The sequence below is a fragment of the Saccharolobus solfataricus genome, assembly GCF_900079115.1.
GTDB lineage: Archaea > Thermoproteota > Thermoprotei_A > Sulfolobales > Sulfolobaceae > Saccharolobus > Saccharolobus solfataricus.
In genome coordinates, this window is the sequence record NZ_LT549890.1 from 2,933,773 (window position 1) to 2,956,096 (window position 22,324).

20 protein-coding genes and 2 pseudogenes are annotated in these 22,324 nt (G+C 36.9%); 11 read left to right on the plus strand and 11 right to left on the minus strand.

The window, feature by feature from the left end; genetic code table 11:
* The first annotated feature begins 16 nt into the window (after positions 1–16).
* Entirely contained in the window at positions 17–1,420 is a 1,404-nt protein-coding gene (locus tag SSOP1_RS15490) for a hypothetical protein (protein WP_009990913.1), read from the plus strand.
* 29 nt (positions 1,421–1,449) lie between these two features.
* Here SSOP1_RS15490 and SSOP1_RS15495 read toward each other — a convergent pair whose 3' ends face one another.
* Positions 1,450–2,796 (minus strand): MFS transporter, encoded by a 1,347-nt coding sequence (locus SSOP1_RS15495; protein ID WP_009990911.1) that lies wholly within the window; start codon positions 2,794–2,796, stop codon positions 1,450–1,452.
* Between the two features lie 101 nt (positions 2,797–2,897).
* Between SSOP1_RS15495 and SSOP1_RS15500 the strand changes: the two genes are divergently transcribed.
* Positions 2,898–4,016, plus strand: a complete 1,119-nt coding sequence (locus tag SSOP1_RS15500; RefSeq protein ID WP_009990909.1) for a CaiB/BaiF CoA transferase family protein — start codon at positions 2,898–2,900, stop codon at positions 4,014–4,016.
* Here the strand turns inward: SSOP1_RS15500 and SSOP1_RS15505 are convergent.
* Both SSOP1_RS15505 and cedE read right to left on the minus strand, forming a co-directional pair.
* Positions 4,008–5,177 (minus strand): acyl-CoA dehydrogenase family protein, encoded by a 1,170-nt coding sequence (locus tag SSOP1_RS15505; RefSeq protein WP_009990908.1) that lies wholly within the window; start codon positions 5,175–5,177, stop codon positions 4,008–4,010. The genes SSOP1_RS15500 and SSOP1_RS15505 overlap by 9 nt on opposite strands.
* Before the next feature lie 40 nt (positions 5,178–5,217).
* Complete coding sequence (cedE, locus tag SSOP1_RS15510) at positions 5,218–6,006, minus strand: DNA-translocating protein CedE (RefSeq protein ID WP_009990907.1); 789 nt, start codon at positions 6,004–6,006, stop codon at positions 5,218–5,220.
* Positions 6,007–6,070: 64 nt separating this feature from the next.
* On the opposite strand from cedE, the gene SSOP1_RS15515 reads away from it, so the two are divergent.
* Positions 6,071–7,324, plus strand: coding sequence for an MFS transporter (locus tag SSOP1_RS15515; protein WP_010924144.1), 1,254 nt, complete (start codon positions 6,071–6,073; stop codon positions 7,322–7,324).
* A 72-nt stretch (positions 7,325–7,396) separates the two neighbouring features.
* Here the strand turns inward: SSOP1_RS15515 and SSOP1_RS17790 are convergent.
* A pseudogene (locus SSOP1_RS17790) lies at positions 7,397–8,400 on the minus strand (DUF4322 domain-containing protein).
* Positions 8,401–9,123: 723 nt separating this feature from the next.
* Between SSOP1_RS17790 and SSOP1_RS17990 the strand changes: the two are divergent.
* A pseudogene (locus SSOP1_RS17990) lies at positions 9,124–9,318 on the plus strand (hypothetical protein); the annotation flags it as partial.
* On the opposite strand, the gene SSOP1_RS15525 reads toward SSOP1_RS17990, so the two are convergent.
* The gene (locus tag SSOP1_RS15525) at positions 9,287–10,339 is read right to left on the minus strand and encodes an NAD(P)/FAD-dependent oxidoreductase (RefSeq protein ID WP_010924147.1); all 1,053 of its coding nucleotides are present in this window, start codon (positions 10,337–10,339) and stop codon (positions 9,287–9,289) included. The pseudogene SSOP1_RS17990 and the gene SSOP1_RS15525 overlap by 32 nt on opposite strands.
* Before the next feature lie 142 nt (positions 10,340–10,481).
* On the opposite strand from SSOP1_RS15525, the gene SSOP1_RS15530 reads away from it, so the two are divergent.
* A complete protein-coding gene (locus SSOP1_RS15530) occupies positions 10,482–11,561 on the plus strand; it encodes an MFS transporter (RefSeq protein ID WP_009991648.1) in 1,080 nt (359 codons plus the stop codon).
* Between the two features lie 39 nt (positions 11,562–11,600).
* Here SSOP1_RS15530 and SSOP1_RS15535 read toward each other — a convergent pair whose 3' ends face one another.
* Entirely contained in the window at positions 11,601–12,209 is a 609-nt protein-coding gene (locus SSOP1_RS15535) for a DUF981 family protein (protein WP_009991647.1), read from the minus strand.
* A gap of 481 nt (positions 12,210–12,690) precedes the next feature.
* On the opposite strand from SSOP1_RS15535, the gene SSOP1_RS15540 reads away from it, so the two are divergent.
* A complete protein-coding gene (locus tag SSOP1_RS15540; protein WP_063492890.1) occupies positions 12,691–13,656 on the plus strand; it encodes an ISH3-like element ISC1439A family transposase in 966 nt (321 codons plus the stop codon).
* A 454-nt stretch (positions 13,657–14,110) separates the two neighbouring features.
* On the plus strand, positions 14,111–14,374 hold the full coding sequence (locus SSOP1_RS15545; protein ID WP_009991894.1) for a hypothetical protein: 264 nt from the start codon (positions 14,111–14,113) through the stop codon (positions 14,372–14,374).
* A gap of 200 nt (positions 14,375–14,574) precedes the next feature.
* On the opposite strand, the gene SSOP1_RS15550 is transcribed toward SSOP1_RS15545, so the two are convergent.
* Positions 14,575–15,846: an RNA-guided endonuclease InsQ/TnpB family protein gene (locus SSOP1_RS15550; RefSeq protein WP_010924148.1), complete on the minus strand. Its 1,272-nt coding sequence runs from the start codon at positions 15,844–15,846 to the stop codon at positions 14,575–14,577.
* A complete protein-coding gene (locus SSOP1_RS15555) occupies positions 15,824–16,402 on the minus strand; it encodes an IS607 family transposase (RefSeq protein WP_063492891.1) in 579 nt (192 codons plus the stop codon). Before SSOP1_RS15555 ends, SSOP1_RS15550 begins: the two co-directional genes overlap by 23 nt.
* 186 nt (positions 16,403–16,588) lie before the next feature.
* On the opposite strand from SSOP1_RS15555, the gene wrbA reads away from it, so the two are divergent.
* Entirely contained in the window at positions 16,589–17,182 is a 594-nt protein-coding gene (gene wrbA / locus SSOP1_RS15560) for an NAD(P)H:quinone oxidoreductase (RefSeq protein WP_009989963.1), read from the plus strand.
* Here wrbA and SSOP1_RS15565 read toward each other — a convergent pair.
* Positions 17,179–17,922 carry a lipoate--protein ligase family protein gene (locus tag SSOP1_RS15565; protein WP_009989964.1) on the minus strand — a complete coding sequence of 248 codons (744 nt, stop codon included), beginning with the start codon at positions 17,920–17,922 and terminating at the stop codon, positions 17,179–17,181. The genes wrbA and SSOP1_RS15565 overlap by 4 nt on opposite strands.
* 35 nt (positions 17,923–17,957) lie before the next feature.
* Here SSOP1_RS15565 and SSOP1_RS15570 point away from each other — a divergent pair, with 35 nt between their 5' ends.
* Genes SSOP1_RS15570 through SSOP1_RS15580 form a run of 3 tightly spaced genes read left to right on the plus strand, consistent with a single transcriptional unit; the run spans position 17,958 to position 19,833 of the window.
* Positions 17,958–18,203: a biotin/lipoyl-containing protein gene (locus tag SSOP1_RS15570; RefSeq protein WP_009989966.1), complete on the plus strand. Its 246-nt coding sequence runs from the start codon at positions 17,958–17,960 to the stop codon at positions 18,201–18,203.
* A gap of 3 nt (positions 18,204–18,206) precedes the next feature.
* Entirely contained in the window at positions 18,207–19,064 is an 858-nt protein-coding gene (gene lipA, locus SSOP1_RS15575; protein ID WP_009989967.1) for a lipoyl synthase, read from the plus strand.
* A complete protein-coding gene (locus SSOP1_RS15580; RefSeq protein ID WP_009989969.1) occupies positions 19,045–19,833 on the plus strand; it encodes a lipoate--protein ligase family protein in 789 nt (262 codons plus the stop codon). Before lipA ends, SSOP1_RS15580 begins: the two co-directional genes overlap by 20 nt.
* Here SSOP1_RS15580 and SSOP1_RS15585 read toward each other — a convergent pair.
* Positions 19,819–20,853 carry a (Fe-S)-binding protein gene (locus tag SSOP1_RS15585; RefSeq protein WP_009989970.1) on the minus strand — a complete coding sequence of 345 codons (1,035 nt, stop codon included), beginning with the start codon at positions 20,851–20,853 and terminating at the stop codon, positions 19,819–19,821. The genes SSOP1_RS15580 and SSOP1_RS15585 overlap by 15 nt on opposite strands.
* Positions 20,850–22,253, minus strand: a complete 1,404-nt coding sequence (locus SSOP1_RS15590) for an FAD-binding oxidoreductase (protein WP_009989971.1) — start codon at positions 22,251–22,253, stop codon at positions 20,850–20,852. Before SSOP1_RS15590 ends, SSOP1_RS15585 begins: the two co-directional genes overlap by 4 nt.
* Positions 22,254–22,324 lie beyond the last annotated feature (71 nt).

Consider the following 22,324-nt stretch of genomic DNA (forward strand, 5'->3'; position numbering starts at 1 on the left):
GCCTATTATTCTATATATGCCTAGTGCTGTCACGAATTTGCTGATAATAATCGCTACTGTTATAATCACACTATCTGCTTTCGCAATATATTCAACATTCCTTTCAGTACAAGGTGTTACATTTTTGCAAGAGGAGAATGTGATAAGTATTTCAAAAACTGTTCAGGTAGTTGTTTCGCAAGTTTCGTTTAAGGGTCTACCACCTAGTTATAATTACTTTAATGTTAGTTACTTACTCTGGATTAACTCACCTACTAAATATGTTACTGTTATACCTTTTGTTGCTTCACCCCGGTTAAACCCATTTTACACTCTTCCTAGCAATAGCCAAAATGCAAGCATATTCTTTTCTACCCCTAATGGTTATACTTCATTAAAATCTTTTGTTTTTAGTAATAATGTATATTTACCCCAACAAAGTCAATTAATTGCAAAAACTAATGGCGTTTATGCTTACAATTTGACCTCAAATCGAAGTTATATCTTATCAGCTAAAGTTTCGAACAGCCAAATAATCGTACTATGGATCTTGTACTATTATCAAGGAAAGTGGTATAGACTAGATTACACATACTTAAACCCATCAAATGCGGGAGTAGGGGTTTATGTATTATCTGGGAGTGGAAACTACGTTGGGAATTCTAAAAATACTAATTTTACACCTCCGCATCAAGTAGCAAACCAGAAGGGTTTGGGCTTTGGATTATGGTTTAAGCTTATCTCTAATGCGACTACCAAGACTTATCTTTTTAATGAAACTATTACACCTACTGATAATAAAAATTTCTCAATTTTAGCTTGGGTTATTGGGAATAAGTTGTACGTTGGAATTTACAGTTCGTTAGGTAATACCGGAAATAAACTTAGCACAAACCAAACTTATCTGTTAACGCTCTCTCCTAACAATTGGTATTTTATTAACTTTAGTCTTGGAAGTATACTAGACTTCTCCAAAAGTCCTGGAAGTCAACTATCGCCGTCCCAAAGCGTTAATTTTACAATTTATAATTTGAGTAGTCAAAAATGGCTTAACACTACTACATTAGGAGTTGGGGAATCTAATGGATATATATCAATAGTGAAGTTTGGCTCATCCTCAGCAACCATTACGATATCTCAAGCTTATTTTGTAACCTTGCAAAATAAGCCGAGTTTAACTAACTTCTATAACGTTTCGAGTATAATGTTCAAAGATGGTCCGTTATATAACAATACTTATAATTACAATAGGACTATAGTGAGTTCTAATAATTTGTACGCAATAGGTTATTGGTATTTTATATATCCAAGTTATCCGCCTCCTTCCACAATCCCGGGAATACTATGGTACTGGCCTATAGGAAATGGCCAAAGTAACACTAAATATCCACAAATATACTACATACCGGAACAAGGTTACAATACGTATGTTTTAATATGATAAAAATTGCACTTTTTTTAAAAAAAAGTTTATTTTGATAATTCTTCAAGTTCAATCTTTGATGCCTTAGGTCCTAAAATTGCTACGTCTAGAGTTACTATAAGAGCCATAATGAATACTATAGTGTACATTGCAACTGGTCCATTACTATATAATACTATTGGTAAGAGGGTTAACCAAATGTAGTTTCCTAACCTACTTAAGGAGTATTGTACACCATCTGCAAAAGCCCTTACTCTCGTAGGGTATAATTCTGCACCGTATTGATGGAAAGCGTTAGAGAATATGTTTGATAGGAAACCGAATGTGAAACCAGTTACTACTGCCTCCAGAGGAGAGGATGAAAATCCAAAGGCTAATCCCACCAATCCCATTAGTAACATTACAATACTTACTTGCCATTTTCTATCAAACTTTTGACTATCTATGATAAAGATTGATGCGAGAGAACTTATAAAATATGAAGTATAGATTATCATCGTGTACTGTAGAGTATGCACCAATGTGAAACCTTTCGCAAATAGCACTGAAGGAGCTAGAGACGCAAATCCATAATATACACCAGCTTGTAAGAATTCAAATATCCAAAGCATTACCGTCCTCTTTCTATACAATGGCGAGAATAGTTCAGATATTTTAACCCTTTGTGAAGTTATAACTTGAACCTGTATTGGTTCTCCTAATTGTCCCTTCTCCTTAATTGCGATCTCCTCCATTTTTCTAACTGTTTTTTCAGCCTCATCCAATCTTCCCTTACTTTCTAACCATCTAGGAGATTCTGGTATTAGGAACCTAAATGGTATTATTGTCAGTATCCCTAACCCTCCTATTATGAATAACCATTGCCATCCGTACAGAAAATACTTGTGAGGCAGAAGAAAATAAGCTAGAACTGCAACAACGATAGGGGCAGTCCACGCTATGGTATAGCCAATTGCTAACGCCTTACCTCTAACGTTAGATGGGAAGAACTCCGTTACTAAAACATCCAAAACTAATATTGCTTCTGGTCCAACACCTACTCCAGCAAGGAATCTTAATATCCCCAAAGTTAGAATATTGGGAGAGAAGGGAATGAGCAACAGAGCGATAGAGGTTATTGTCATATTAATTATTAGTGCTGTCCTTCTACCTACTGAATCTCCTATATAATTGAAAATTATTGCACCTACGAATGCTCCTAGAAAGAAGATTGCAACTGTATAGTAGATTCCAGTTGCTGATGAGACTTTGTAGAATGAGGCTATCTGTGATGCGACAAATCCTCCAGTAAATAGATCGTATAGTTCAAAGAATTCTCCCAGGGTTAGGATAGCTAATAATCTAGTATGAAAGGATGTCCAAGGTAGTCTTTCTATTCTTCCAGCTATACTCATATGTATTAGTAAGGTAAATAAACTAATAAATTTTCTAAAGGAGAGATGTTCGAAATCTGCTTGAGATAGTCTTATTTATCCTTAATTTTCTAACGTAAGATATGGATAAAATTAGGGTTATCGAACTAGGGAGTAACATTTCCGCACCTTTAGTTGGTACCATATTGGCTGACTTAGGAGCTGAAGTAATTAAGGTTGAACCACCACCTTACGGTGATGATAGGAGGAGAGTTAAGCCTGAAATAAACGGAATTAGTGTATATTTTGCGAGTACGAACAGAGGTAAGAAGAGTGTGGTAATTAACTTGAAGAGTGATGAGGGTTATGAGATCTTCCAAAGGCTAGTTAAAACTGCAGATGTTATAGTTACTAACTATAGGCCTTCCGCATTAAAGAGGCTTAAGGTTGACTACGAGAGTGTCAAGAGGATTAATCCTAAAATAATTTATTGTTCAATAACCGGTTTCGGTAATTTAACTGAAGAGGCTGATAGACCAGCTTACGATCCTATCATACTGGCGTTAAGTGGTTTAATGGACATGACTGGTGAGGAAAATCCGGTGAAGTTTGCCACTTCAATTTCAGATATTACCACTGGGTTACTTGCAACTGTGATGATACTATGGGCTTTAAATAAAGGAGGGCCAACATTTATTGACGTCCCAATGATATATACTCAATTTTATTTAACCTTAGAGGACGCTTATATGTATTTAAATACTGGGAAAGTTCCTAAAAGGATGGGTTCTGCACATAGATACCTAGTACCTTATCAAGCGTTTAAGGTTGTTGATGGTTATATATACGTTGCAGTATTCAATGATGAGCAATATCTAAAGCTTTGTAAGGCGTTAAATAGGGAGGACTTATGTAAATTTGACACGTTACAGAAGAGGGTTGAAAATAGGGATTATTTAATAAAAGAATTGGGGAAAATTTTTGAGAAGAATACTAGAGATTATTGGGTAGATTTATTAAGTAAGGCTGATGTACCAGTTGCCCCAGTATTAAGCCTAGAACAAGCGTTTAAAAAGTATGGTAATAGGTTGGTTTATGAGATTGAGGGCGTTAAGTATATTGATTTCCCCATAAACATAACGTCAAATAAGAGTAAAGCACCTAGACTTGGCGAGAATACTAAAGAGGTTTTACTTGAGTTAGGGTATTCGGAAGGGGAGATAAATAGACTTGCTGAAAAGGGGATAATAATGCTAATATGATTTAGGAAGGCCCAGTATATGATGAGCAATGTAAGCTAGGATTAAGTTTTGCGATATTGGGGCTACCTTATATAATCTGGTCTCTCTAAGTTTTCTCTCTATTCCAGTTTCCACAGCATACCCATAACCTCCGTAAACGTCCATTGCGACATTTCCAGCTTCCCAAGCTATCTCAGTAGCTAAGTATTTGGATATATTCGCGTAACTTCCAACAGTTTTTGTATCTTTCCCCTTTTCTATTACTCTTAAACCTTCATTAAAATAAGATGAGAGGGATACCAACTTAGCATATACCTCAGCTATTGGAAACTGAACACCTTGAAAACTACCTATTTGTTTGTCGAAGACGACTCTGTTCTTTGCGTATTCAACTGCTTTGTTTATGAACCACTCCGCATTGCCGATCATTTCAGCTGCTATCATAAACCTTTCCGCATTTAATAGGTCAAGTAAATAGTAGAAACCCTTTCCGACCTCTCCTATAACGTTATCCTCTGGCACTTTGAGACCATCTATAAACACTTCATAAGCATTAGTATTTGACATGGTCTTTATTTCCCTCATCTCAATTCCATCCCTTCCCTCTCTTAGATCAACTAAAAACAAGGTTATCCCATCTGTCTTCTTTTCAACTTTTTCATAGGGTGTCGTTCTTGCTACTAATATCATAAAGTCAGTGTACTTTAACCTAGAAATGAATATCTTGTGACCCTTTATGAAGAAACTATTCCCAACTTTTTCAGCAACTGTCTTAATTTTCGTCGTATCCGACCCAACTTGTGGCTCAGTTAAAGCTAATGATAGTACTTTAGCACCATTTGCAAGATCCTTGAAGTACTTTTCTATTATCCTCTTACCGCTATGTTTTGATAGTAAGGCAGTGTTATAATAATGTCCGTGTACGAAATATGAATTACCACCTCTTAGATTTATATTATAGAGGATTAAGGAAGCTAGTCTGACTCCTTTCCCCACTCCACCATATTCTACTGGTATCAGAATTGATCCCAATCCTAACTTCATAAAGTCATTGAGGAAGTCTATAGGGAATTCCCTCTTTTGATCCTTATCCAACCAATACCTTTCGTTGTATTTGTCCATTAATTGGTCAACTGTTGAGAGGATCAATTTCTCTTCTTCATCTTTTGGTTGCAATAACATACAAATAAAAGGTAATTAACTTGTTTATATAGATTTTCCGTCAAATTTCAACCGGAATTGGTAATCTCCCAACATAACCTCCTATAAAACTCTGTAAGACGACCGAAAACCCAACTAGTACTCCCACGTACGTTAATGGAATTAGGATGAAGGAGTAAAATAGGGCTGGAATCTGGGCATAGAACTCTTCAGTTTGTAGTGAAATATCTTGTAAGACGAAGTTTTGGTTTTGGAGAGGGGAACTGTTGGATATGAGTATTGGTAAAAGTGGGAGCCCCACATAAAACACTATGGTAAAGGATATTAACATGGCTCCAATTCCCTTACCCATCTGAAATGGCAAAGCCATCAATAGTATTCCAATTGCGATTAATACCATATAAGACGATTGGATGAAAATACCTAAATCCATATAGAAGTTTAATAGAATTAATATATCTGTTAGGAATGAAATGTATTGTAAAAGTGGTGTTACCAAGGAGTAGAACTGGCTAGGTACCTTAAAATAGTAGAGTATTAGCGCTATAATGCCGTATAGGAATTTCCCCATATTGATGGCCACACCGGTTTGGATTTGAAGTAGACCTATATCTAAGTAAAAGGTACTCCAATTCGCTCCTACTATGTTTTGTAATTGTGACAATATAGAAAGAATGAGGCCAAAGATGTTGGCTAATACTGCTACGTAGATTGAGTTAACTATCATTTTATGACCCATTTCTTTGAATCCTCTTACTGGTATTGGAGAGCCGTAAAGTAGTGCACCTATAGTGTAAGAGAGGGAGTCTATTATAATCGCTAAATACAGTATTTCAAATGGTGAGTACACGGGAATTTTTAATAGACTATATTGTCTGAGGGAAGACCGATATTATTTTTTAGCTAAATGTTAAATGTTAAACGAGATGAGCTCACTATCAAGCAGGGAAATTAAGTTAATATTCCTAAATTTCATGAGTTATACATTTCTAGTATATAATTATTCGATATTGTTAGTATTTAACTCACCATATATCTCTCAAACGTTATTTAAAGGTTCGTACGTACTCTCACTATTAGGGGTTTATGGCTTACTATTAATAGACGTAGTTATGAGAGTGCCTGGGGCTTACGTATTGGGACCAATAAGCGATAGGTATGGTAGGAAGCTAGTTACCAGAATATCCAGTTTAGGCTCAGCTTTGCCTTTAGTTGCAGTAGCCCTAATACCAGATCCCTCTCCCTTGTTATTAATAATACTATATGTGATACAAGGTTTCTTTACGGGAGGATTATCAGCTGGGATAACTGTAGTAGGTGTCGAGGATTTGCCGGAAAGACATAGGGGTTGGTTTGGAGGATCTGGATTTGCTGTTGGTGGTTCAGCGTACCTTCTAGCGTCAATAGTGTTTTTCATAATAATTACCGTAATAGGTAGTTATAACTATATTGAAATAGGATGGAGAATAATGTTCTTGACCTCTCTTCTTATCTTGCCCTTTGGGTTCTTAATGCCTGAGTCCTTAAGGTTTAGGAGAAATAAGGAGAGGGTAAAATCACCTGCTAAGCTGTTAATTTCGTCATACAAGAGACAATTTATATTGTCATCAACGTTAACGGCTCTTTGGGCTTCGATGAATGCGTTAGTTAACGTCATGTTACCTAATTTTCTTTACGCCGTTAATCACTTATCAAAAGTTGAAATAGGATACATGTCCTTGATATACAGTGTAATAGCTATCATTTCGGCATTTATGGGAGGTGAATTGAGTGAAAAAATTGGCAGAAAGAAGGTATCAATGATAGGTGGAATTTTTGGAATTTTGCTCTCACCAGTTTTCATACTAATGTCCCTATCTTCAAGGTCGTTAATTCCCATTTTTGTTTCAATTCTGGGCTTCGTATCTGTATTTGGAGGTGGTGGGATAATGAGCTACGTAAATGAGAATTTCCCAACCAAAATTAGAAGCACTGGGGTATCCTTAAGCTGGAATATAGGGTTCTTAGTTGGAAATTTCGTCCCATTACTTCTCATAACTGTCCTTTACCTTACTTCAATAACATTATTCCCACTCGTGGAAATGGTAACTATGATCATTCTTGGCGCATTAATAATTTCGGTAAGCGTTATCTCGCATGAGACAAAGGGCAATATAGAGAAGGAGTAGTTTCTTCCAATCCTCCCTAAATTACACCTCAATTCAATTCCTATAATGATGTCTAACAGCAGCGAACTACCCTCACCGGCAGACCCAAAATGACCCCCTTGAAAATAAATCTGTAAGATTATTAAGCGTTTCCTTTGTTTTAATGGAATTATCCTCCGGTATTAATGTAATAAAAGGATGAGTAAAAGTCTTCCCTCTTCACATCCTTGAATGTGGTGAAGAGGCACCACATGCTTCGCCTCTAACAAAGTGGACTGTGGCAGTAACGTGATTTTCTGCCACCGTGGAAGGAAGTAGAGAGCTATCATGAAGATCAGCTTACGGAACGCGAACTTGGTTGAGCTTATGAACGGGAGAAACGACTTGATATTCCTATAGGAAGTCTCTATTGGGTTCACCTTGCTGTAAAGCCTAAACACCACATCCTTGGGTAGATCTAGGTTCGTGGCCCTAGCGAAGTACTCAATTCTTCCTCCTAATCCCTACCTTGAACAATTAACTTGAACTTCACCTGCTCGTCCCTCCTATGTCTCTTGCTATTCTTCGCCTTCATCGAAATCGTCGTAGATTTTCAAGGTACCTACTGGGACTGCAACTTGAAATGGGAGATGAAGTTCAACACGTCTAATGAGTAGAATCCTGCGTCAAGTGTTATCACGTTTACTTTTAGACCCATTGGTGAGATCTGTTCAATAAGTAGCTTGACTATGTCGTCTTTTGTTATCCCTTTTTCTTGTTAGATGAATGCTAGTATTTTCCCGTTGTGTTTTGTCGTTGCAGTTGCGTAGTTCCATGAGTATCCATCTTCTGAGCTACCTAACCTCTCTACCGGTCTGCCACCTTATCGTGGTCCAATCTATTGATATGTTTACTTTCCTCACTGCTTTTAGCATTTCAAGGGATAGTTGCTTCACTCGTTCGAGTAATTTCTCAGCTACTTCTTCTTTCTCGGCGTAGTTCCTCACTGTTTGGCTTGAGGTCTCGAACATCTTTGACTTGTTCTCGATTGAGTCGTTCCACGGCTGTGACGAGGGTTTCACTTGTTCTTTTCCCTTTCTTCCCTTAAAGTCTATCATGGAAAGTAATTTATACCCTATTTGCTGAATTTAGGTGGGGAAAGTCGAGTATTATCATTTGGAATTCACTTCTTGGTAATATAGATCTCCTCACCTTAAATCTTTCTTTAGTCGTTGAGTTCCTAACAAAGCTATAATTTCTATTATTTTTCCAGAATCTAATATTACTCAAACAGAATTATTTTTTGTAAAATAATTTTGGGTCTACCGAGTCCCGAGGGTACCGATCCAGCTCCTACAGCCGAGGTCTAAGAAAATTTTCACATATAACTATAAAAACGTTTCTATAAGGGGGCTATCCATCTCTCACGGAAGGGGACTTTCGCCCCCTTAACCCCCATTAAGTCAAATCCCTCTTTTTATTTGGGAAACTCGATTAGTAGTTTTAGGAAATTCCCTTATCATAAAAAGTCAAAATATTTATCCATGTGTTTATAAATATCTTTCATTGTACTTCTTAATATTATAGCTTATTAATAAACATTTTTCATCTAACCAGGAAAGATTTATTATATATTTTTAACGTAACGTAAAAGTGTAACGATTTTCCTATAAATGCTACTCGATGTTCCAAAATTACGTTAAAATAGGAAAAACATACAGATTATTAAGAATAACCCAGTTTAGACTGTAACACATTTGCATAACTTTTAAATACTTTTAATCATTTCACAATATGATCTTTATTATGATTATGTTTATATATTATTTCCTCTACATTATAAATTGATGAACTCCATACTGATGACGGGCTATGCTCACGAGGTATTGGGGGCGACAAATACGGATGGGAGGGTAGTGGTGTTTCCCTCGACTAGCCCCAATGAGTTGAGGGTGAGTGTGTATGAGCCCTCAAGAGGGGTGCCCGTGGCGGAATTAGAAGTGGTTAAAAGTAAGCAGAAGTTACGCCACGGGTAAACACAGCTAGGATAAGTCTATTCACTTTCTTAACCTTACCCTCTAAAGAACTAATAGCAAAGGATTTAATGAATGACGCTATGGGACCACTTATTACGGTGTTCTTTATCAAACCAATATAATCTTCACCAATCTTGAGCACTATAGCTCTCTGTACTGGTTTAAACTCTACTTTCTCATCCTTTATTGCATTATTCATGGCAACTTCGCCAGCCTGTAAGGAAACTTGTGCAGATTGTGGAATAAACCCATCCTTAAAGTTAGCACAATCCCCCGCGCCATAAACGAAATCATAATCGATTGATCTGAGATATCTGTCAACTAGCATTCTATTGTTCTTATTCGATAATGCCATTTCCTTTATTATTTTAGGACCGGAAAAACCTGCAGAGAAGATTACATAATCACTCCTTATTCTTCCTTGCGTGGTAACTACCTCATTCTGATTTACTTCCTCTACCTTAGCACTTAAAATTACGTTAACGCCTTGATTTTCCAAAACCCTTTGAACTTCCCTAGAGAAATCGGAGACCAGATAGGGTAATAGTCTACTTTCTGCCTCAACTAAATTTACAATATGACCCCTCTTCCTCAACGCTCCAGCCAACTCGACTCCTAACGCTCCTCCTCCGAGAATTGTAACTACGGAACCCTCTTTAAATGACTTAATCTTTTCTATATTTTCCAAAGTAAATCCTATACCGTAATTTTCAGCTCCCTTTATCTTACTTAAATCTTGCTCATAACCTAAGGCAATTATTAATTTATCGAACTTGATTTCACCATTAGTCGTTATTACCTTCTTCTCCTTAAAGTCAACCTTTAAAATCTTAGCCTTAACGTCAACTTTCCTATGAATTAAGGCGTATGATAAAGGAAGGTTCTTCTCTATAACCTCTACCAGCCTTGGAGTAACTACCATGAAGTCCTTTTCGTCAACGAGTATTGCATTAGGATATACTAACTTAGCCGCAATACCTGCAAATCCTCCTCCTAATATTACTACTCTTTCACCTTGCATATGTTTATACTTTACACATAACTATTTAAATATTACAGCTAATCTCTTAACTAATGAGTCATTCTTTAGTATGTTTTGTTTTGATAGATGACGATACTTATATTTCTAGCAACTTTTTAAGAGCGTAAGCGTTTATCATAGTATGAAAAGTGAGGATTTTTTATTAGTGTTAGCTTCCTCCGTAGGTGGAATAGTTTGGGGAGCTAACACGGTTATAATGGCGTTATATCTGAAATCGCTTGGTCTAAATCCCTTAACAATAGGAGTAATATTGGGAAGCGCTATAATAGTTAATACGTTATTATCCTTATTCTGGGCAGTATTGGGAGACGCTTACGGAAGGAAGAAATTCGTATACATATCTAGAGGTGTCGGAGGACTCTCCTTTCTTCTACTTCTAATAACCCCTTATGCATATCTTTTTATAAACCAAGGTTATGGCCTAATCTCCTCAATACTAGCTGAGAAAAGTGGAGATTTGGATAAGGCAATGGCTTATAGGTCATCCTTAAATACAATCTTCTCCGTAGTAGGTTCCTTACTGCCAATAGTGCTAAACTATAGAAGCATTATAGCAGTTGACAGTATCGTAACGTTCTTATCGTTATTACTTCTCATTCCAGTTAAGGAAAATTATAGGGGAACAAGGAAAGTGACGCTTAAAATCTCTTCCTTTAAGGTGTTAGGAAAACTCTCAACCGAGGCAATAATAGGATTGGGAGCAGGGGTCTTGTTACCTATGCTATCTTTATGGTTCAACTTAAGGTTTCACGCCACAGCTTCATCGCTTTCTCCAATATATGCAATATCAGAGATAACCTTAGCATTGGGTACCTTAACCTCGCCGTTTTTAGCTAAAACATTGGGTAGAATAAGAGCAATAGTAATAACGCATTTTGCCGCAATAGCCCTCCTATTTATAATGCCATTTTCCACTTCCTTATTTATTGCTGGAGTAATTTACGTAATGAGAAACGTATTAATGAATTCGACTGGGCCATTGATGAATAGCTTAGTTTTCAAAGTTGTGAAAGAAGAGGAAAGGAGTAGGGTAAATAGTATGCTTCAGCTCCTTGATGCAATTCCCCGATCTTTAGGACCCAATCTGACAGGTTATTTATTTTATATTGGGAACTTAAATGTACCCTTCTTTATAACGGGATCGTTGTATCTAGTTGCGACAATTCTCTTCTATAACTTCTTTAAGGATATAAAAATATGAAATAATAAGAAATAATTACTTTAAAAAAGAGGAATGTATTTATACAAACGGAGTCCATTTAGCGAATCCAGCTAGGTGGCTAGGCACTGCCTCTAAACCTATATATCCTGCCATAAGTGCTGCGAGGATCAATAGTACTGCATCAATTATTAGGAATACCTTGCTGACCTTAACGTTATCAAGAAATACGGCAACTGGATAAAAGAAGATGGAAGATAAACCTGTTAATGCGTAAAGTGCTAATAATGCTATTGGTTCAAGGGTCATATTGTATAAATAACCAGTCACTCCATAGTATATAGTAACTAGTCCGTACAATAATCCCATAAAACCTAAAACTTCCAGCTTATAGTCATTTTTTACACTAACTGCAATGCTCATTAATCCAATTCCTAAAATTGGGTATAAGTCGTAAAATAATATGTTGTAGCTACTAATCAATGGCCATACTAACAGTCCGTAAATTCCAGTAATTGTCATAAATATTCCTAATGCTAGGAGTGGCATATATGCGCTCTTCATGGCGTTCCTATAGTCGACTACTGTACTGTGGACTCTATAGGTCTTAAATAACGCATAAGCTAATACTAAGAAGCTAACTGCCATAGCTATGAGTTGACTTGTTAACGGATCTATGAATAAAGCCATTTTATCACCATTTATAATTATGGATATATTTGACTATAAGCAACACGTGTTAAAGTATATACTTTTGTATTGAAGTAAGATATAAGTATATAGTATTTAGAGCCCTTCGGGTATACATTCTTTTTTAAATCTTTTAGATTTATTCAAAATGTCCAACAAATTTAAAGAGAATAATTGAGTTAGCTTATAAATGTTATGTGTATAAATGTATTGAAATAAACGCTTATGCAGTGGTGTTTCACCAATTTTACTCAAAATGATACAATTTCTATGGAAGAGAAAAATATCAGAGCGAAGTTAGAAAATCGGCTTATTTCAACACAAGAAGCAAAAAATTTTCATATTTGTTGAAGAAACTAACAGAAAACGAGTTTATATATAAAGAGTAATACCATTTGTCTAGTATTATCAATAGAGGAAAGTAGGTGGAAGGACGAGATGAACAAGAAAAGGTTAAAGCGAGGGACTCCATAACTCCGTTATGCAAACCATACAAGTATCCAAAACGGAGCTGAAGTCCCTCGCTATAACTTTAGCAACAAACAATATTAACGTTATCTCTCAAGATCTAGACCCGGAAATAGTGAAAGCAGCACCATCCTTGCTAACCGGAAACAGAGGAAAATACTACTTGAAGGTAGTAAGACAAGGCGAGAAAGTAATTAGTAAAGGTCAGAGAACCTTCAAGTTCTACCCAATCTACAGAGAAGTAAAGGGAGAGACCAACGTAGTCGCTGTAGATGAGACCGGATTAACCGTGGGAGAAAAGGAACAAGAAAAAGCAGAGGGCTTTCTACTCTACAACTGGAAGAGAAAAGGAATAAAGATGAGATCCTTGGACCTCGTATATCCCTTAAGGTTACCCCTCCTAGTGGAGGTAGCAGATTTGAGAAGCGACAGTCCATCACAGTTCCTACTCAGGAGCGTGAGGGAAGTAAGCCAATACATGGAAATAGATTACGTTGTAGCTGACGCCGGATTCTTGAACCTAGGGGTCATCAAGGAAATGCCCGTGAAGACCATTGTGAGAGGAAAGTCGAACTTGAAGGGATTCAAGGAACTATCTAACGTTCCATTAGTTGAGAAGAGATACGAGGTTAAGGACAAGGTTTACGTTGCGTATAGGGTCTTGGAATTTGAAGGGCTTTATTATTACGATGTGGTTTACGTTAAGGGAAAGCCGAGGCACTTCATGTTCGTAACGAACTTCGAGGGAGATCCCTATGAACTGGCTGAACTCTATAGGTTGAGGTGGCAGGTTGAGGAGGGTTTTAAGGTTAGGAAGGCAAGGATAAGGTATGTTAGGAAGTTGAGTAATAAGATCTTCTTGTTCCTCTATTATACGGTTCTGGATTCTGCGTGGAATCTAGTGAATCATCTTCTCTTTAACTTCAAGTCCACGTGTAAGAAGGTTTTGTCCTTCGATTCATTCGTCAAGCTTCTCTAACTTTCTCGGTGTTCAGAGGAGACTATGCACGTCGTTTTCACCACGTGAGAAAAATTCAGAATTCTCCTCTTATTATTAGAATTGTACGCTATATTTTTTGCAAATTATTTTAACATGTTATGTTTCATAATAATTTTATTGTTTTTCTCTATATCAATCTCTTTTTGAAAGTGCTAATATTATATCTTTCAAATGAAATAATTTGGTGAAACACCACTGACGCTTATGTTATAGGTTTTTATGATTCTAATGTCAAATTATCTGAAAGATGATTAGACGGTAAATGAGCTTGACAATTTGGCTTCCTCATTCTTTGGAGTAAGCTTTATATTTTTAAAATCGAATATATTATTTTTAATATTTAGCATTCTGTAGACGACATCTGTTATTACATAGAAAAATAGAGTAAAATTTTAAGCTATTAATAGTGTTATAGAAATATAGGTGATAAAAAATGATAGGAAGAATACTAAGTGGTATAGGTGGTATTATTGCTCTAATAGCTAGTTTAGTGAGTATAACTACAAGAGAGCCACTAATTAATCATTTAGTAAAAATATTGCTCATAACTGGAGATGCAGTAGTAGGTATGGGAATAATAGGACTCATCGGCTCTCTAACTACAATATATGGTGTATATAAGAACAACTGGAAGTACATGGTTAGCGGAGGTATACTAGGTCTATTTGCTCCGTTACTACTTCCAGTAAGTCTATAGTCTAGTATTATTTTATAAAATATTATTAAAAATAATTCCATTGTATTGGCCTTAATGAATACATAAAGCTTATCAACTTGATTAATTGATTCCTTGTTATCACTATTTATAAGAAACTTATTAATGAATTATAAAGTGTAACAAATTTCTGGAAACAGTAGTGTATACTTTCAATACTAAGTATTATAGGGGTTTGGGCTTCATGGGATTTCATGATATTTAATATCAATCCTCAGCCCTTGGGCTTCACCAAAGTCACGGGGAAACCCGTTCATCCCTCTCCGCCCCATTAGCGGAATAACCCCAACCCACACCCGCGGAATATCACGGATGTGAGGGAATCCGCACATCTTGAGATAAATATTCAGTGACGCGTTCAATTGCCTATCCAACTTGAACCCACACCTCTCACACTCAAAGGTCTTACCAACCTTTCGGGATACAAACCCACATCTGGGGCAAGACCTAGATGTAAAGTGTGGGTTCACTTCCTTAACGAAAGAACCGTAAAGCGGAGCCTTGTACTTCAACACTCTATGTATACTCCCCCAAACAGTCCTAGAAATCTTCCTCGAAAGAGAGCCATTAGCATCCTTAAACATACTCTCTTTGCTAAGCTTTTCCACAGCGAAAAACGTCATGGGATATAGGTCTAGTAACGCATTTACAAATTTACGAACGAAGTCCAGAACGCGATTCCTCTCCCTATGCGAATACTTCCTTAACAACTCTCTCCCCCTCTTCGTGTGCTTTGATGCAAATGATTGCACCTTAGCCCTCTTCACCTCCATGGAGTACTTAAGGGAGTACAACTGCTTTAGTGAGATTGTAATGAACTTCTCTCCGTCGTAAGCGTCTAACGTGTATAAGTTGGAGTCAATGGCCAAGAAGTTTAATGGTGTTGCCCAAGGTAACTTGTAACGAAATGGCAAATACACTTTCTCCTCCTTAATTATCGGTTCACCAAGTTCCAACTCCCTAACCCTTCTTGAGAACCACAAGTTACTCCACGAGAAGGTGATGTACTCATAAGGTCTTACAGTTATTCTAACGCTTTCCCCCACAACCTTCCTCAGAGTCGTCTTTATCCTAACGTAAGCATTCTTCACCCCTGGTTTTTCAATCGAAGCTCTCCCCTTTATAGCCCTTTTCCTCCACGACTTCAAGATCGAGAATGCGTCATTAATTGCCTTATCGACGTAGTGTGACGCGAGGTGATTGATCTTCTCCAACTCTTCCCTAAGTGGTTTATACACCTCCTTCTTCTTCGGTAGTGTTATCTTGTAATTACCGTTCTTTCTTACTTGTATTTTCGTTAAACTCCACAAGTAGTCAATTGCTTTCTGTAGTAGTGTTCCGTATTCTTTAATTAACTCTTTGCTCTTCTCCCTCTTGTCGTTCTTGATGGAGTACGTGAAGTACACGTATTCCTCTTCCGGTTCAAATTTTCTAATTCTTAAGTTCTTCAGCACATTTCTTCACCTTTTCGTATTTATGACTCCTCATGCCATAGAGTTTCCCACTGAATGAGACTAGTATTGAGACTAAGTCTTCAACCAGTTCTTCCTCTTTGTCCTCTTGGTTTAGTACTACTATTTCACAACCATGTGCTTTACAAGTCTCCTCCAGGATTTCGAAACCGAATCTGACTAGCCTATCTGGGTAAGCAACAACTACGCGTGATACTTCGTTATTTAATATCATTCTCAACAACTTCAAGAACCCCTTTCTCTTCATGTTTAACCCGGAACCTATGTCAGTAATTACGAGGTCGTATTCTTTGACTTGTTCCTCTAGATACTTCACTTGGTTTACTAGTTCGTCTTTTTGTGTGGAAGATGATACTCTAGCGTATAATATCACTTTTCTCTTTCTAATAATTCCCATTAGCCTCTCTACGTCCTCTTCTCTGAACCTCCATTTTCCGCTCTGTAGTATAACTGGTTTTATGTATCCTTTCTTAACGTATTCTCTAAGTGTTGCATAGGATATTCCTAGTCTTTGGCATGCTTCCTTAGGTCTTAGCATTGTATAAGAGTTTGTGGCAAAATAATATAAACTTTACGGTTTATCTGAAACTGTTGGCAACGGCGGAGTATTGGAGATTAAGGGGCAAAAGGTTTCTAAATAACTTTTTTGACTAATTTTCCTTAAACCGATATTTTTTGCCCCTAGTTTAGTTGACTTTTTTAGTTGTCATGAAATTTTTACCTTATGGAGTGCCCTAAAATCCTTGTCCTATTCTATGGATATGGTTCGATAGTAGATTTAGCTAAAAACGTAGCAGAAGGAGCAAAGGAAATAACAAAAGAAGTTAAGTTGGCTAGAGTAAAAGAATATTTTCCACAAGAAATAGTTAACAAGTTTAGAATTCCTATTGATACTGTTAAGGATATACCGGAGGCTACATTATCTGATCTTGAATGGGCTGATGGAATTGTAATGGGATCTCCAACAAGATATGGAAATATGACTGGCCAATTAAAACTCTTTCTAGACCAAACTGCTGAATTGTGGATAAAAGGGTCATTGTACGGAAAACCAGTGGGATTCTTCACTGAAGCATCAACAATGCATGGAGGGCACGAAAGTACAATATTGGCAATGGCGAATTACGCTTATCACCATGGAATGATAATAGTTCCAGTAGGATATGGAATAAAGGAAGTCTCAAGTACTATGACTGGAGGAAGTCCGTATGGAGCATCGCACTTGGGAAATAAGAAGGAGTTAGATGAAAATGAGATCAATATAGCTAAGTTCTTAGGCAAAAGAGTTGCAGAAGTTGCAAAGAAGTTGAGATGTTAACGTTTATAAATGAACTCTTTTTTTGAGTACTTTTCGTTAGCCAGCCTCATTGCAAGCTTCAATTCCTCATCACTTATATCGTCGAAAAAATAGTCATCGCAACGTAAGAGTGACGAGAAACCTCTTATGAAAGCCTCAATCGCTTCATCATAGGTTATATCGCCTTTTACCAAGTTTGAGAGATTGCTTACTCGATACTTTATCATGTTAATATCTTTTTTTCTGTAATTTTTAGGAGGTATTATTAGTACCTTATGCAATATATCCAAATTAGATGAAACGAGAAGAGTGCCGTGTAAAAGATACTTATCCTCATTTATATATCCAGCATTGCCAGAAATCTTGTAACCCTTAAATGCAATATCAGTTTCGTTATAAACCTCAACTCTATCATTTACCAAATTCTCTATTGCGCTAATCGTACCTCTTAGCAAATAACCGTAAAGATAATCTATGCCACCTTGACCGCTTGTTATGAAAGTATAGTTTATGTTCCCCATATCGTGAAAGACAGACCCTCCACCGCTAATCCTCCTAGCCAATTTCACATCGTATTTCTTAATCATTTCTAAATTAACCTCATCACTTATACTTGACAATATTCCTAAAACTACACTCTTCTCGTTTCTCCATATTCTTAAAATAGGGACGTATTTACTGTGTAATAAAAGCGCTTCGTCCATTGCAACATTCAAATAGGGGTCATTGGGATATTCCGTTAATAATACCCTAAGCTTCACTATGCTTTTTATTTTCCATTATCAATTTATAGTTTGTGCAAGCCGAGTTAAAGATCCCAGAAGATATATGGCCTAGAAGAAGGGATTGGGGAGGGGAAATAGTCTCATTATACATAAAAGAAGGAAGTGAGATTAAGGTAGGAGATGTTATAGCTGAGGTTGAGATCGAGAAGGCAATATTAAAGATTTTATCCCAGTACAATGGTAAGGTAATTAAAGTTTTGGTAAGAGAAGGAGATAAGGTATCGCCAGGATCAGTTATAGCCTTAATAGAGGTTTAGATAATGGAGAAAAAAGTTCAAATTGCAGTTTACGAGAATGAAAACTTCAAAAGAGTAGCAGAGATTGTAAAGAAGAAAAGTATTGCTACTGTGTGTGAAGAGGCGCTATGCCCAAACATTATGGAATGCTGGGGATCTGGAACTGCAACATTTATGATCATGGGGAGCATTTGTACTAGAGGTTGTAGGTTTTGTTATGTGTTAAAGGGAAAGCCCTCACCATTGGACGATGAAGAACCTAAAAGAGTTGCAGAAGCGGTAAAGGAGATGGAACTGGACTACGTTGTAATAACCAGTGTTGATAGAGACGACCTATCCGATGGGGGAGCACAACATTTCGCTAACGTGGTGAAAACAGTAAAAGAACTTAACCCGGGTATAATAGTTGAAGTGTTAACTCCAGACTTTAGGGGGAATATTGACGCAGTTAAAAAAGTAATTGATGCTGGAGTTGACGTATTTGCACATAACGTTGAGACCGTAAGAAGACTAACGCCAATAGTAAGGGACCCTAGAGCCTCATATGAGCAAAGTCTCAATGTTTTAAAATATGCTGAAAACGTGATAAAAAAATCCTCAATCCTCTTAGGTCTCGGTGAGACTTGGGATGAGATAGTAGAAACGATGAGAGATTTGAGAAGTGTAGGAGTTAGTATATTGGTACTTTCACAATATATGAGACCTAGTCGTAAACAATTGGAGGTTAAGAAGCGTTATACTTTAGAAGAGTTTAAGGAACTTGAGGAAATAGCCTACTCAATGGGTTTCTCAGCTGTGATCTCCTTACCATTAGCTAGAACCTCTTATAAGGCGAAAGAGGCCTATTTTAGGGCGATTGAAAATGCTAAGAATCATAGTTGATGGTCCTAGAGATCCTTATTATAATATGGCAATTGATGAGGCAATAATGCTGACTAGAAATAGTGTTAATTATGATACGTTAAGACTATACATGTGGTCTCCATCAGGTGTAAGTTTAGGTAGGGGACAAAACGCTAATGCTGCGTACTTAGATAACATTAAGGAGTTAGGGTTTAAATTAGTGAGAAGGCCAACTGGAGGTGGGGCATTACTACATCCAGAAGATAACGAAATTACATATAGTGTGGTATTGTCAGCTAGCAATACAATAGCTAAATTAAGTGTTGATGAGTCTGCCGTAGAGATCGCTAAGGGTATATTATACACTCTTCAAATCTTAGGTGAAAACGTTGACATTAGAGGTTTGGGGGATATGAAAAAACACGACTTATGTTATTTGAGAAGTGGATCAAGCGATGTGATAGTTGCTGGGAGAAAAATATCTGGATCAGCCCAAGTAAGGGATGATAAAGCGTTATTACAGCATGGTACATTGCTACTTAGATTTGAACCAGAAATTTGGTTAAAGGTGATTAGAGCACCAGGAGTTACTGAGGAGTTCTTAAAAAGTAGGATAGTAGGCTTATTTGAATTTATGGAAGTTGAAATAGATCAAATTTTTGACGCAATGATAAAAGGTTTCAGTAAGGCGTTAAATGAAATAGACGTATTTATGGGAAGTCTGACTCCGAAGGAGATAAAATTATCTAATAAACTTTACAAAGAAAAATATTCTAACGAGAAGTGGAATTTACTAGGTATCCAATAAATCAGCAATATGGTATACGTCATAACCCATTGACCTTATGGCTAATGCACAGACACTATTAGTTACAATAACCTTTTTAGCTTCGCTTTTGGCTATCTTACCCCTCTTAACGTTCATTACCATATCAGATAGCTTAGGATGAGATAACCAATAATCACCACCAGCACCACACTCGAAATGTGGATCCTCCATCTCCCTTATTTTAATTCCCATTTTCTCAGCAACATTACGAATATGTGAAACTAGCTTTTGTCTATAGGCATGACAAGGATAGTGAACAGTAAATGTATCGTTAACCTTAGGTAGTTCAATGCCTTCCTTTATTAGAAATTCAGCAAAATCATATGCGTTAATTTCTATACCAAACCATTCCTTATACTCCTTCATAAATGCTGCACAATTAGACTGCAGCGTTATAACTTTTTTACCCTTCACTTTTTCAGCAAGTCTAATTGCTAACTTTTTAGCCCCTTCATAATTTCCGTTGCTTATGTGAGCTAGCCCACAACAACCATTAATAATCTTTACCTTGTATTTTTTACCTAAATATTTGTAAGCCTTCTCAACAGTTTTCCTAAAGATAACTGATTCTATACAACCAGGGAATAGTATTATGTCCCCTTCTCCATCAGTTTCCAATGGTTCTGAGACTTCATTAGGTTTAACGAATTTCACAAACCTCTGTACTTCTGGATAACTATTCGCCTTGCTTAATAACTTTAACGATTTGGCTAATAACTTTGGATTCTCCAACATTTTTTCCATTACGGTTTTCTTTAGAGAACTCTTCCTAACCGGCGTAATGATTTGGGCGTATTTCACACCCGCTGGGCAAGCAGTTTCGCACAATCTACAATACATGCACGTCTCGAATCCGGTACTATTTATTCCAATCCTCACTGCCTCTATTCTACCCCTCGGTGAGTGCACTTCATTTCTAGTTACAACGTACGTTGGGCAAGTTTCTAGACAAAATCCACAGTGGGTACACATTTCAGTTAATTTTAAGGACGAGATCATATATCTCCCTCTAATAAGTAAGTATGTATCCTATTTACCGTGTTGCATATTTCATTTTTAGCTGGAGGAATCAACTTACACGGATTTAGAAGCCTCTTGGGATCAAATGTCGCCTTTAGTCTTCGCATTAGGGTCAAGTCGTCTTCTGAGTAGTAAAGCTTCATAAACTTTATCTTCTCTATACCAATGCCGTGTTCTCCACTAGGTACTCCGCCTACTTTTATAGCTAATTTTGTAATCTCTTCAGCTGCTTTAATTGCTTTAATTGTTTCATCAGCGTTCTTAGGATCAAAACCTATTAGCGGATGTAGGGTACCATCTCCAGCGTGGAAACTGTTAGCAACGGGCAATCCATATTTCTTACTAATTTCATACGTAAATCTTAACATTGTAGGTAAGGTCGATCTGGGAACATTAGCGTCTAATGTTAAATAAGCCGGAGAGTAATAGGCAAATGATGGAAAAGCTCCCTTTCTACCCCACCACCATCTATTTTTCTCTTCCTCATCTTTAGGGATAAACACTTCACCATTATTATTCCTTATCGCACTCACTACTCTGACCTCCTCCTCTTCCACATTAACACTATACCCGTCAAGTTCTATTAGGAGAATAGCTTCAGCCATAGGATAATTTGCTTTATATTGAGTGTTCTCTATGGCAATTATGGAATTCTTATCTAGAAATTCCATTGCTGCTGGTGTTACTCCAGCTTTATATACGCTTACAACTGCTTTCCCAGCATCGTCAATAGAATTAAATGAGGCTAGAATAGTCTTACTAACTTCAGGTTTCGGGAATAACCTTAGCGTCGCCCTTAAGATAACTCCTAAAGTACCCTCTGCGCCTACAAATATTGATGTAGGATCAAAGAAATTACTACTACCAATCTCCTCAACATGTCCATTACTTAAAAGAACCTTTAACCTAATTATACTGTCGAACGTAGTGCCATATTTTGGAGTATGCATCCCACCTGAGTCGTGACTTATATTACCGCCTATAGATGATACCACATAACTTGAAGGATCTGGGGCGTAGAAAAGGTTAGAATTACCTAATGTTTTATTAATTAAAAAGTTTGCTAATCCTGGTCCTACCGTAATTTCAAAATTATCCAGTGAATAAATTCTGTTTAGCCTTGTTAACGAAATTACTACTTCACCTTGTGTTGGTGTGGTTGCCCCACTTAAACTTGTCCCAGAACCCCTTACTATATACTTTATATTATTCTCATTCAGAAAATTTACTAAAGAAATTACCTCCTCCTCACTTCCGGGTAAAACGACAACTGGAGGTTCTATTTTTAATGGTATAAATGCCGGGTAGGAATATAGTTTAGCTTCATCTCCAGAAATTACCCACTCCTCGCCCACTATTTCAGCTAATTTGCTAATCACATGGTTAACGTCTTCAAAATAGTTTATAAATTACCTTTTATATTTTATCTTTATCATATATAAACTTCCAT

Excerpts from the sequence above, each read along its gene's own strand:
- SSOP1_RS15490 (WP_009990913.1), top strand. The coding sequence starts at position 17 with ATGCCTAGTGCTGTCACGAATTTGCTGATAATAATCGCTACTGTTATA.
- SSOP1_RS15495 (WP_009990911.1), bottom strand. The coding sequence starts at position 2,796 with ATGAGTATAGCTGGAAGAATAGAAAGACTACCTTGGACATCCTTTCAT.
- SSOP1_RS15500 (WP_009990909.1), top strand. The coding sequence starts at position 2,898 with ATGGATAAAATTAGGGTTATCGAACTAGGGAGTAACATTTCCGCACCT.
- SSOP1_RS15505 (WP_009990908.1), bottom strand. The coding sequence starts at position 5,177 with ATGTTATTGCAACCAAAAGATGAAGAAGAGAAATTGATCCTCTCAACA.
- SSOP1_RS15515 (WP_010924144.1), top strand. The coding sequence starts at position 6,071 with ATGTTAAACGAGATGAGCTCACTATCAAGCAGGGAAATTAAGTTAATA.
- SSOP1_RS15525 (WP_010924147.1), bottom strand. The coding sequence starts at position 10,339 with ATGCAAGGTGAAAGAGTAGTAATATTAGGAGGAGGATTTGCAGGTATT.
- SSOP1_RS15530 (WP_009991648.1), top strand. The coding sequence starts at position 10,482 with ATGAAAAGTGAGGATTTTTTATTAGTGTTAGCTTCCTCCGTAGGTGGA.
- SSOP1_RS15535 (WP_009991647.1), bottom strand. The coding sequence starts at position 12,209 with ATGGCTTTATTCATAGATCCGTTAACAAGTCAACTCATAGCTATGGCA.
- SSOP1_RS15540 (WP_063492890.1), top strand. The coding sequence starts at position 12,691 with ATGCAAACCATACAAGTATCCAAAACGGAGCTGAAGTCCCTCGCTATA.
- SSOP1_RS15545 (WP_009991894.1), top strand. The coding sequence starts at position 14,111 with ATGATAGGAAGAATACTAAGTGGTATAGGTGGTATTATTGCTCTAATA.
- SSOP1_RS15555 (WP_063492891.1), bottom strand. The coding sequence starts at position 16,402 with ATGCTAAGACCTAAGGAAGCATGCCAAAGACTAGGAATATCCTATGCA.
- wrbA (WP_009989963.1), top strand. The coding sequence starts at position 16,589 with ATGGAGTGCCCTAAAATCCTTGTCCTATTCTATGGATATGGTTCGATA.
- lipA (WP_009989967.1), top strand. The coding sequence starts at position 18,207 with ATGGAGAAAAAAGTTCAAATTGCAGTTTACGAGAATGAAAACTTCAAA.
- SSOP1_RS15580 (WP_009989969.1), top strand. The coding sequence starts at position 19,045 with ATGCTAAGAATCATAGTTGATGGTCCTAGAGATCCTTATTATAATATG.
- SSOP1_RS15585 (WP_009989970.1), bottom strand. The coding sequence starts at position 20,853 with ATGATCTCGTCCTTAAAATTAACTGAAATGTGTACCCACTGTGGATTT.